This window comes from Streptomyces sp. SS8, assembly GCF_054072955.1.
The window spans coordinates 1-10,099 of record NZ_JBSVCZ010000051.1; the positions used below are offsets into that span (position 1 = coordinate 1).

Annotated in this window: 12 protein-coding genes; 1 reads left to right on the top strand and 11 read right to left on the bottom strand. The window is 73.5% G+C overall.

Annotated features, from left to right (window positions below; all coding sequences use genetic code 11):
- The 4 genes from ACW69E_RS27535 to pyrR form a co-directional block, all read right to left on the bottom strand.
- Positions 1-633 (bottom strand): PH-like domain-containing protein (locus ACW69E_RS27535; protein ID WP_457501000.1); only part of this gene is annotated, 633 nt, incomplete at its 3' end.
- Positions 630-1,916 carry a dihydroorotase gene (locus ACW69E_RS27540; protein ID WP_457501001.1) on the bottom strand — a complete coding sequence of 429 codons (1,287 nt, stop codon included), beginning with the start codon at positions 1,914-1,916 and terminating at the stop codon, positions 630-632. The genes ACW69E_RS27535 and ACW69E_RS27540, both read right to left, overlap by 4 nt.
- A 5-nt stretch (positions 1,917-1,921) precedes the next feature.
- A complete protein-coding gene (locus ACW69E_RS27545) occupies positions 1,922-2,959 on the bottom strand; it encodes an aspartate carbamoyltransferase catalytic subunit (RefSeq protein WP_457501002.1) in 1,038 nt (345 codons plus the stop codon).
- Between the two features lie 125 nt (positions 2,960-3,084).
- Positions 3,085-3,678 carry a bifunctional pyr operon transcriptional regulator/uracil phosphoribosyltransferase PyrR gene (gene pyrR / locus ACW69E_RS27550; protein WP_457501008.1) on the bottom strand — a complete coding sequence of 198 codons (594 nt, stop codon included), beginning with the start codon at positions 3,676-3,678 and terminating at the stop codon, positions 3,085-3,087.
- Between the two features lie 266 nt (positions 3,679-3,944).
- On the opposite strand from pyrR, the gene bldD reads away from it, so the two are divergent.
- A complete protein-coding gene (bldD, locus tag ACW69E_RS27555) occupies positions 3,945-4,445 on the top strand; it encodes a transcriptional regulator BldD (protein WP_093850776.1) in 501 nt (166 codons plus the stop codon).
- A 200-nt stretch (positions 4,446-4,645) separates the two neighbouring features.
- Here bldD and nusB read toward each other — a convergent pair whose 3' ends face one another.
- The 7 genes from nusB to ACW69E_RS27590 form a co-directional block, all read right to left on the bottom strand.
- Positions 4,646-5,074 (bottom strand): transcription antitermination factor NusB, encoded by a 429-nt coding sequence (gene nusB, locus ACW69E_RS27560; RefSeq protein WP_457501003.1) that lies wholly within the window; start codon positions 5,072-5,074, stop codon positions 4,646-4,648.
- A 2-nt stretch (positions 5,075-5,076) separates the two neighbouring features.
- Complete coding sequence (gene efp / locus ACW69E_RS27565; RefSeq protein WP_237883187.1) at positions 5,077-5,643, bottom strand: elongation factor P; 567 nt, start codon at positions 5,641-5,643, stop codon at positions 5,077-5,079.
- A gap of 57 nt (positions 5,644-5,700) precedes the next feature.
- Positions 5,701-6,819 carry a M24 family metallopeptidase gene (locus ACW69E_RS27570; RefSeq protein ID WP_457501004.1) on the bottom strand — a complete coding sequence of 373 codons (1,119 nt, stop codon included), beginning with the start codon at positions 6,817-6,819 and terminating at the stop codon, positions 5,701-5,703.
- A gap of 114 nt (positions 6,820-6,933) precedes the next feature.
- Positions 6,934-7,857: an AAA family ATPase gene (locus ACW69E_RS27575; protein WP_457501005.1), complete on the bottom strand. Its 924-nt coding sequence runs from the start codon at positions 7,855-7,857 to the stop codon at positions 6,934-6,936.
- Positions 7,858-8,017: 160 nt separating this feature from the next.
- A complete protein-coding gene (gene aroQ / locus ACW69E_RS27580; RefSeq protein ID WP_457501006.1) occupies positions 8,018-8,473 on the bottom strand; it encodes a type II 3-dehydroquinate dehydratase in 456 nt (151 codons plus the stop codon).
- A complete protein-coding gene (aroB, locus tag ACW69E_RS27585) occupies positions 8,470-9,564 on the bottom strand; it encodes a 3-dehydroquinate synthase (protein WP_457501007.1) in 1,095 nt (364 codons plus the stop codon). Before aroB ends, aroQ begins: the two co-directional genes overlap by 4 nt.
- Positions 9,561-10,061 (bottom strand): shikimate kinase, encoded by a 501-nt coding sequence (locus ACW69E_RS27590; protein WP_457501009.1) that lies wholly within the window; start codon positions 10,059-10,061, stop codon positions 9,561-9,563. Before ACW69E_RS27590 ends, aroB begins: the two co-directional genes overlap by 4 nt.
- Positions 10,062-10,099: the final 38 nt, after the last annotated feature.

Sequence of the window (10,099 nt, forward strand, 5' to 3'; positions counted from 1 at the left end):
TGCGCCTTCCTCGTGGTGCTTGGTGGCGGCAGCTTCGGTGGTGCCGTGGGGTTCGTCCGCGGTGCCGGACGCGGTGCCGGTGGACATCGCGCGGAGCGCGTCCAGCCAGGCGGCGTGCTCGGCGGCGCGGTCGGAGCGGAAGCCGGAGTCCAGCAGGCGGTCGCCGTGCTCCCAGGTGATCACCAGCAGGCCGTCCTCGGTGAGGACCTTGCCGGCGATGCCCTTGTCGAGGCGGGCGCCGCGCAGCCTGCCGGCCGGGATGAAGAAGTCGTTCGCCCCGGGCCGCACCACGTGCACACCCCGCTCGGTGAGGGTGAGCTCGGCGCGGCTGCGGGCGCCCAGGCCGTGGGCGACGATCCGCTCCAGCCACTGCCCGGCCGCGGTGGAGCCGTGGTAGCGGCCGGTCATGGTCAGCCCCGGTTCGCCGGGGCCGGCGGGTGCCTGGGGCAGTTCGGGGAGGTCGGACTGGAGCACCGAGCGCCACTTCCAGCCCTCCCTCATCAGCCAGTACACCAGGGCGACGACCAGCAGAAGGCCGATCACCCAGGCGATCCGGGGTGCCCAGTCGGTGACCTGCTGCGACTCGGGTGCCGCGGCGTGGCGGATGGCGGTTGGTACCGGTGAGAGGTTCATACGAGCTTTCCGTCCATGACTGTCGCCCTGCCCCGCAGGAACGTGTGTGTGACACGGCCCGGCAGCTCGCGTCCCTGGTAGGGGGTGTTGCGGCTGCGGGAGGCGAAACGTGCGGAATCCACCGTTCCACGGTATGCCGGGTCGACCAGGGTGAGGTTGGCGGGCTCACCAGCCGAGACGGGCCGCCCCTGGCCGGCCAGGCGCCCGATGGCCGCGGGCCGGAAGGACATGCGGTCGGCGACGCCGGCCCAGTCCAGCAGACCGGTCTCCACCATCGTGTGCTGGACGACGGACAGCGCGGTCTCCAGGCCGACCATGCCCATGGCGGCCGCGCCCCACTCGCAGTCCTTGTCCTCGTGGGGGTGGGGGGCGTGGTCGGTGGCGACGCAGTCGATGGTGCCGTCGGCCAGCGCCTCGCGCAGGGCCCTCACGTCCGCCTCGGTGCGCAGCGGCGGGTTGACCTTGTAGACCGGGTCGTAGGAGCGCACCAGCTCGTCGGTGAGGAGCAGGTGGTGCGGGGTGACCTCGGCGGTGACGTTCCAGCCCTTGGACTTGGCCCAGCGCACGATCTCCACGGATCCGGCGGTGGACAGGTGGCAGATGTGCAGCCGGGAGCCGACGTGCGCGGCCAGCAGCACGTCGCGGGCGATGATCGACTCCTCGGCGACGGCCGGCCAGCCGCCCAGGCCCAGCTCGGCGGAGACCGCGCCCTCGTTCATCTGGGCGCCCTCGGTCAGGCGGGGCTCCTGGGCGTGCTGGGCGATGACGCCGTCGAAGGCTTTGACGTACTCCAGTGCCCGGCGCATGATCACCGCGTCGTCCACGCACTTGCCGTCGTCGGAGAAGACCCGCACCGAGGCGGCCGACTCGTGCATCGCGCCCAGCTCGGCGAGCTGCTTGCCCTCCAGGCCGACGGTGACGGCGCCGACCGGCTGCACGTCGCAGTAGCCGGACTCCCGTCCCAGCCGCCAGACCTGCTCGACGACGCCGGCGGTGTCGGCGACGGGGAAGGTGTTGGCCATGGCGTGCACGGCGGTGTAGCCGCCGGACGCCGCGGCCCGGGTGCCGGTCAGCACGGTCTCGGAGTCCTCGCGGCCCGGCTCGCGCAGATGCGTGTGCAGGTCCACCAGGCCCGGCAGCAGGATCTGCCCGTCGGCCTCGACCACACGGGCGCCACCGGCGTCCAGACCGGTGCCGACGGCGGCGACGGTCCCGCCGTCGATCAGGACGTCCAGCGCCTGGCCGCCCAGCACCTTCGCGCCGCGGATCAGGGTCTTGCTCATGGGTGTCACTTCTCCTCGGTACGGGCGGTGGTGTCGGCGGTGCCGGTAGTGGTGGCGTTGGTGCCGGCGTGCTCGGATCCGCCGAGCAGCAGGTACAGGACGGCCATGCGGATCGAGACTCCGTTGGCGACCTGCTCGGTGACGGTGCAGCGGCCGGAGTCGGCGACCTCGGCGGTGATCTCCATGCCCCGGACCATCGGGCCGGGGTGCATCACGACGGCGTGCTCGGGCATCCGCTCCATGCGCTGCACGTCGAGGCCGTAGCGGCGGGAGTACTCGCGCTCGGTGGGGAAGAAGGCGGCGTTCATCCGCTCGCGCTGGACCCGCAGCATCATCACGGCGTCGGACTTCGGCAGGACGGCGTCCAGGTCGTAGGAGACCTCGCAGGGCCAGCCCTCGACACCGACCGGCAGCAGGGTGGGCGGCGCCACCAGGGTGACCTGGGCGCCCAGGGTGTTCAGCAGGTCGACGTTGGAGCGCGCGACCCGGCTGTGCAGGATGTCGCCGACGATCGTGATCCGCCGGCCGGCCAGGTCCCGGCCGAGTCCGGCGTCCGGGCCGATCAGGCGGCGGCGCATGGTGAACGCGTCGAGCAGCGCCTGGGTGGGGTGCTGGTGGGTGCCGTCGCCGGCGTTGACGACGGCTGCGTCGATCCATCCGGAGGTGGCCAGGCGGTAGGGGGCGCCGGAGGCTCCGTGCCGGATGACGACGGCGTCCACGCCCATCGCCTCCAGGGTCTGGGCGGTGTCCTTGAGGGACTCGCCCTTGGAGACCGAGGACCCCTTGGCCGCGAAGTTGATGACGTCGGCGGACAGCCGCTTCTCCGCGGCCTCGAACGAGATGCGGGTGCGGGTGGAGTCCTCGAAGAAGAGGTTGACGATCGTGCGGCCGCGCAGCGCGGGCAGCTTCTTGATCGGGCGGTCGGCCAGGCGCGCCATCTCCTCGGCGGTGTCGAGGATGCGCACGGCGTCGTCGCGGGTGAGGTCGGCGGCCGAGATCAGGTGACCGGAAGTCCGGGGGTTGCCCCCGGGGAAGAGCGGCATCTGGATGTGCTCCGGTGTGTGGAGGTTTCAAGGCATGCGGGCGCGCGGGCACGGCCGCGTGGGGCCGCTGGGCCAGGGAGGGCGGGAGCGGCGGAGGGGCGCGAGGGGTACGGGGAGCGGGGACGCTACCGCTCGCCGGACGGGGCGGCCCCCGCCTCGCGGCGCTCGCCCAGGAGCACGCCGTCGCGGCCGTCCTCCTCGGCGAGCCGGACCTTGACCGTCTCCCGCAGCGACGTGGGGAGGTTCTTGCCGACGTAGTCGGCGCGGATCGGCAGTTCGCGGTGGCCGCGGTCGACCAGGACCGCCAGCTGCACGGCGCGGGGCCGGCCGATGTCGCCGAGCGCGTCGAGCGCGGCCCGGATGGTGCGGCCGGAGAAGAGCACGTCGTCGACCAGGACGACCAGGCGCCCGTCGACGCCCTCGGCCGGGATCTCGGTGCGGGCCAGGGCGCGGGCGGGGCGCATCCGCAGATCGTCGCGGTACATGGTGATGTCGAGCGAGCCGACCGGCAGCGGACGGCCGGTGATCTCCTCCAGCTTGGCCCCCAGCCGCCTGGCCAGGTGCGCGCCGCGGGTGGGGATGCCCAGGAGGACCACGTCGTCGGCGCCCTTGGCACGCTCGACGATCTCGTGGGCGATGCGGGTGAGGACCCGCGCGATGTCCGGTGCCTCCAGCACCGGGCGGACCGGGCCGGGAGCGTTGCCGTCCAGTTCTCCCATGGATGTGTCCACGGTAAACGGACCTCCTTCCCCGCCTCACGGGACGGGCCTTAAAGGACGTCGGATGGTGCGCCGTCAACGGTACCAGCCCGTCCGGACGGGCTGTCCGGGGCGTCCGCTCCGGGCGCCCGCCGGGGCTGTCCCCCGCCCGGGCGCGCGGGCCCGCGACCCCTGTGCACCCCCGGTATGGACCGGCTCGGCTTGACGCCGTACATTACGCTGCGTAACATCACAGTGAGTTACGAAGACGTCCTCCGGGGAGCCATATGTCCAGCGAATACGCCAAACAGCTCGGGGCCAAGCTCCGCGCCATCCGCACCCAGCAGGGGCTCTCCCTCCACGGTGTCGAGGAGAAGTCCCAGGGCCGCTGGAAGGCGGTCGTGGTCGGCTCGTACGAGCGCGGCGACCGTGCCGTGACCGTGCAGCGGCTGGCCGAGCTGGCGGACTTCTACGGCGTCCCGGTGCAGGAGCTGCTGCCGGGCAGCACGCCGGGCGGAGCCGCCGAGCCGCCGCCGAAGCTCGTTCTGGACCTGGAGCGGCTGGCCCACGTGCCCTCCGAGAAGGCGGGCCCGTTGCAGCGGTACGCCGCGACGATCCAGAGCCAGCGCGGCGACTACAACGGCAAGGTGCTGTCGATCCGCCAGGACGACCTGCGCACCCTCGCCGTCATCTACGACCAGTCGCCCTCGGTGCTGACCGAGCAGCTCATCGGCTGGGGTGTGCTGGACGCCGACGCCCGTCGCGCCGTCCAGCACGAGGAGGCCTGAGGCACTCCCCCGCAGTGGTCGCCGGCGCCGCCACCGGGCGGGCCCCGTGAGGGGGTTCCGCTCCCGGTGGCGGTCGCGCTCGACGCCGCTGCCCGGGGACCCTTGACGGCGAGTGGCCCGGGACGCCCGTCGGGCGTCCCGGGCCACTCGCCGCTTCCCGGATGCGGCGGCCCCGGCCCGGATCACCCGGACCGGTCCGCTCAGGCGCGCTTCAGCGTCGGCTTGAGTTCCTTCAGCCGGCCCAGCAGACCGTTGACGAAGGTCGGGGAGTCGTCGGTGGAGAACTCCTTGGCGAGCTGTACCGCCTCGTCGATCACCACCGCGTCGGGTACGTCGTCCTCCCAGATCAGCTCGTACGCGCCGAGTCGCAGGAGGTTGCGGTCCACCGACGGCATCCTGTCCAGCGTCCAGCCGACGGCGTAGGTGGCGATCAGCTCGTCGATCCGGTCCGCGTGCTCCGCGTACCCCTCGACGAGCTGCATCGTGTACTCGCCGACCGGCGGCTGCCGCTCGTCGGTCCGCGCGTGCCGGATCCAGTCCGCCAGCACGGCCGTCACGGCGCTGTCGCGCTGGTCGGCCTCGAACAGGATCTGGAAGGCCCGTTTACGTGCCTTGGTGCGGGCTGCCACGGTTAGCTGTTCACCCGGCCGAGGTACTCGCCGGAACGGGTGTCGACCTTGATCTTCTCACCGGTGGTGATGAAGAGGGGCACACCGATCTCGTAGCCGGTCTCCAGGCGGGCGGGCTTGGTGCCGCCGGTGGAGCGGTCGCCCTGGACACCCGGCTCGGTGTACTCGATGACCAGCTCGACGGCGGCGGGCAGTTCGATGAACAGCGGGTTGCCCTCGTACACGGCGACCGTGCACTCCTGGCCCTCCAGCAGGTAGTTGGCGGCGTCGCCGACGACCTCGGGGGTGATGGGCATCTGGTCGTAGGTCTGGGTGTCCATGAAGACGAAGTCGGCGCCGTCCTTGTAGGAGAACTGCATGCCGCGCCTGTCCACGGTGGCCGTCTCGACCTTGGTGCCGGCGTTGAAGGTCTTGTCGACCACCTTGCCGGAGAGCACGTTCTTGAGCTTGGTGCGGACGAAGGCACCGCCCTTGCCTGGTTTGACGTGCTGGAACTCGACAACGGACCAGAGCTGGCCCCCTTCGAGCTTGAGCACCATGCCGTTCTTGAGGTCGTTCGTGGTGGCCACGGTCGCGGAATCTCCTGAGACTGCTGCTGCGGAAGACCGAAGGACCACGCCCCCGTGTCACAGGGCGAGCAGTTCCTTGGTCGTGATGGTGAGTAGCTCCGGTCCGCCGTCCGCCTGCGGGCGGACGACGAGCGTGTCATCGATCCGGACGCCGCCCCGTCCCGGGAGGTGGACCCCCGGTTCGACGGTGACCGGCACACAAGCGTCCAGTTTACCCATGGCCCCGGGCGACAGCCGAGGGTCCTCGCCGATTTCCAGCCCCACGCCGTGCCCGGTGCCCGCTTCCAGGAAGTCACCGTACCCGGCCGCCTCCAGCGGCTGGCGGGCGGCCCGGTCGACCTCACGGTACTCCGTCCCAGGCAGCAGTGCCTCGCGCCCGGCGCGCTGGGCCGCGAAGACCAGCTCGTACAACTCGATCTGCCAGTCGGCGGGGGCCGGGCCGATGACGAAGGTGCGGCCGACCTGGCAGCGGTAGCCGCGGTAGCGGGCGCCCAGCCGCACGCTCAGGAAGTCGCCCTCCTCCACCCGCCGGTCCCCGGGCCGGTGGCCGGGCAGACCGGAGTTGCGGCCGGTGCCGACGCAAGTGGGGAAGGCGGGGCCGTCGGCGCCGTGGTCCATCAGGCGCCTCTCCAGCTCCAGCGCCAGATGGCGCTCGGTGCGGCCCACCAGGATGGACTCCAGCAGCTCGCCGAGCGCGTGGTCGGTGATCTCCGCGGCGACGCGCAGGGCCGCCAGCTCCTCCTCGTCCTTGACCAGGCGCTGCTGCTCCACGGCGCGGCCCAGGTCGGCCAGGCGCAGCCGGGGCGCGGCCGCGGCCAGGGCCCGGTGCCGGGCCACGGTGAGGTCGTGCTCCTCCACCGCCAGCAGCTCGGTCCCGGGCCCGGACGCCGCCAGTTCGGCGGCGGCGACGGCCGGGTCGGGCACGTCCCCGGGCAGGACGGTGCGGCGCAGGCCGCCCGTGGCGCACGGCGGCCCGGTGCGTCCGTCGGCGGCGGGCACGGCCGGGCTCAGCAGGGTGTCGCGGCCGTCCGCCCCGAGCAGCAGGACCGCTCCGGGGACGGACCAGCCGGTCAGATAGCGGACGTTGGCGGGCCGGGAGACCAGGGCGGCCTCACCGCCCCCCGCCGTCCAGCGGTCGCGCAGTCGGCTGCGGCGGGCCACGTACACCTCGGACATGCCCCTGAGCGTACGCAGCGTGACGCCCGGTGGCGTCCCGACACGTCCGGACGGCCCGCCGTACGGACGCCCCGTCGCACCCGCCGCCGACCCGGACCGGCCCGGCCGTATGCGCTACCAGCTCGGCGGGCTGGTGAGCGCGCGGGCCACGGCCTCGTCCAGCAGACGAGCGGTGGTGGCCACGTCCTGCCGGGAGTTGTCGATGATCGGCAGGCCGGAGCCGTACCAGCCGGCCATCCGCCCGTGGATGCGGGCGACCTCCTCGTCCGACAGCCGGCGGTTGCCGGTGCGCTCGGCGTTGCGCTCCAGGACGACCTCCAGGCCGGGCAGCAGCACCACCGGGATCAGGCCGGGGCCGACGTGCCGCTTCCAGCCGCCGAGGCCGACGACGGGCCGGTCGGGGAAGACGGCGTCGTCCAGGATGCAGGAGATGCCGTTGGCCAGGAAGTTCCGGGCGGCGAAGCCGCAGGTGCGGCGGGCGAGGCGGTACTGCGCCTCGGAGTGCTCGTTCCAGCCGGACTGGGGGTCGGCGAAGCCGGAGCGCACCCATTCGCGGACGTCGTCCAGGCTGATGTGCGCGGTGGGCACGCGGCGGGTGTCCGCCCAGTACCGGGCCACGGTGGTCTTGCCGGCGCCGGCCGGGCCTATCAGCAGGACGGCGACGGCGGCGGTGTGCGCGGCCTCCACCGTGACGGGGCCGGCGGCCGGGTCGGCCGTGCCCGATATCTGCACCGGCGCGCCGGGCGGCAGCCGGAGGTGGCCGGTGGCGTCCGGGGCCTGGGGCGGAGGAGCGGGGGTGGGTGCGGAGGCCGGGGGCGGCCCGGGCGGAGGCGCCGCGGGCGGGGCCGCCGGCGGTGCGGCGGGCGGAGCCGGGTGCGCGGGGGGCGGGGGAGGCGGGTGGGGAGTGTTCCAGCCGGAGTGGGCCGCGGAACGCGGGTGCGCGTGGAGGTGTGGCGGTTGTCCCTGCGGGTGTCCTTGGGGGCGGCCCTGGGGTGAGCCCGAGGGCGGGACGGGCCGCTGCGTCCCGTACTGCTGCATCCGGTCCCAACTCCGTTTCCGTCCGGTGCGCCGGCCGGGCGCGGTGGGCCCGGCCGGACGTCACCTCGTCCGTCCGGCACCGAACGGTACCTTCCCCCGGCCGGTGCCGTGTCAACGGTCGGCGGTTCGAAGTGGTGCCCGCGGCCCGTCCAGGCCCCCTTCAGCCGCGTGGCCGGTCGTCCGCCAGGGCGCGCAGGGCCAGCTCGTAGGAGCCGATGCCGAAGCCGGCGATGGTGCCGGAGGCCACGGCCGACACGACCGAGGTGTGGCGGAACTCCTCGCGGGCGTGGGGGTTGGAGATGTGCACCTCGATCAGCGGAGCGGTGCGCTGGGCGGCGGCGTCACGCATCCCGTACGAGTAGTGGGTGAACGCGGCGGGGTTGAGGACGACCGGGAGGGAGGCGTCGGCGGCCTCGTGGAGCCAGCGGATCATCTCGCCCTCGTCGTTGGTCTCGCGGACCTCGACCTCCAGTCCCAGTTCCCCGCCCAGCCGCGTGCACCGCTCGACGAGCCCGGCATAGGAGGTGGAGCCGTAGACGTCGGGCTCGCGGGAGCCCAGACGGCCGAGGTTGGGCCCGTTGAGGACGAGGACCCTCCGGGGCGCGGCGCCGCTCACGCGGCGATCTCCGCGTGGGCGGCGAGCAGCATCGCCGGGTCCGGCCCCTCCAGCACGGCGGGCCGGGCCAGCCCGTCCAGGACGATGAAGCGCAGCCGGTCGCCACGGGTCTTCTTGTCGACCTTCATCGTCTGAAGCAGCTTGGGCCACTGGTCGCCCCGGTAGGTGACGGGCAGCCCGACGGCGGTGAGGACCGCCCGGTGCCGGTCGGCGGTGGCGTCGTCCAGCCGGCCCGCGATGCGGCCCAGTTCGGCGGCGAAGACCATGCCGACGGCGACGGCCGCGCCGTGCCGCCAGTTGTAGCGCTCGTTCTTCTCGATGGCGTGGGCCAGGGTGTGTCCGTAGTTGAGGATCTCCCGCAGGCCCGACTCCTTCAGGTCGGAGGAGACCACCTCGGCCTTGACCCGGATGGAGCGCTCGATCAGCTCGCGGGTGTGCGGGCCCGCGGGGGTGCGGGCGGCCTCGGGGTCGGACTCGATCAGGTCCAGGATGGCCGGGTCGGCGATGAAGCCCGCCTTGATGATCTCGGCCAGGCCGCTGACGTAGTCGTGGACCGGCAGCGACTCCAGCGCAGCCAGGTCGCACAGCACCCCGGCCGGCGGGTGGAAGGCGCCCACCAGATTCTTGCCCTCGGCGGTGTTGATGCCGGTCTTGCCGCCGACGGCCGCGTCCACCATGCCCAGCACCGTGGTGGGCACCGCGATCCAGCGCACCCCGCGCAGCCAGGTCGCCGCGACGAAGCCCGCCAGGTCGGTGGTCGCCCCCCCGCCGACGCCCACGACGACGTCGGTGCGGGTGAAGCCGGACTGTCCCAGCGCCTTCCAGCAGTACGCGGCGACCTCGGCGGTCTTGGCCTCCTCGGCGTTGGGCACCTGGATGGCGATGGCCTCGTACCCCTGGCCCGCCAGGTCCTCGCGCAGCACCTCGCCGGTCTCGGTCAGCGCCTCGGGGTGGATCACGGCCACCCGGCGGGCGTCGGGGCCGATCAGGTGCGGCAGTTCGTCCAGGAGCCGCTGTCCGACGAGGACGTCGTAGGGCGCGGTGCCCGCGGTGCCGCCGACGGTGATGCGGGTGGGGGGTGTGGTGGTCATGTGTCCTTCAGCTCGAGTGCGTCCAGGACCGCCTGGGCGGTCTCCTCCGGGTTGCGGCCGGCGGTGTCGACGACCGCGCGGGCCACCTCGGTGTACAGCGGGCGGCGCTGCTCCATCAGCGTGCGCCACTGCTTGCGGGGGTTGACCGCCAGCAGGGGGCGCGGGGCGTCCAGCCCGACGCGTTTGACGGCGTCGGCCAGGGCCACGTCCAGGAAGACCACGGGGAGTCCGGCGAGCAGTTCGCGGGTGCCGGGGTCCATGACGGCGCCGCCGCCGAGCGAGACCACCCCGTCGTGCCCGGCCAGGGCCGCGCGTACCGCCTCCCGCTCCAGTTCGCGGAAGCGCGGCTCCCCGTCGTCGACGAAGATCTCGGCGATGGCCTTGCCCGCAGCGGCCTCGATGTCGGCGTCGGTGTCGCGCAGCGACACCCCCAGCCTGCGGGCCAGCACCGCGCCCACGGTGGTCTTGCCCGCGCCGGGCGGGCCCACCAGGACCACGGCCGGGCCGGCGCCGGCCTCCCGCGGCCCGGCGGCGC

Excerpts from the sequence above, each read along its gene's own strand:
- bldD (WP_093850776.1), top strand. The coding sequence starts at position 3,945 with ATGTCCAGCGAATACGCCAAACAGCTCGGGGCCAAGCTCCGCGCCATC.
- ACW69E_RS27540 (WP_457501001.1), bottom strand. The coding sequence starts at position 1,916 with ATGAGCAAGACCCTGATCCGCGGCGCGAAGGTGCTGGGCGGCCAGGCG.
- pyrR (WP_457501008.1), bottom strand. The coding sequence starts at position 3,678 with ATGGGAGAACTGGACGGCAACGCTCCCGGCCCGGTCCGCCCGGTGCTG.
- ACW69E_RS27575 (WP_457501005.1), bottom strand. The coding sequence starts at position 7,857 with ATGCAGCAGTACGGGACGCAGCGGCCCGTCCCGCCCTCGGGCTCACCC.
- ACW69E_RS27545 (WP_457501002.1), bottom strand. The coding sequence starts at position 2,959 with ATGCCGCTCTTCCCCGGGGGCAACCCCCGGACTTCCGGTCACCTGATC.
- aroB (WP_457501007.1), bottom strand. The coding sequence starts at position 9,564 with ATGACCACCACACCCCCCACCCGCATCACCGTCGGCGGCACCGCGGGC.
- ACW69E_RS27570 (WP_457501004.1), bottom strand. The coding sequence starts at position 6,819 with ATGTCCGAGGTGTACGTGGCCCGCCGCAGCCGACTGCGCGACCGCTGG.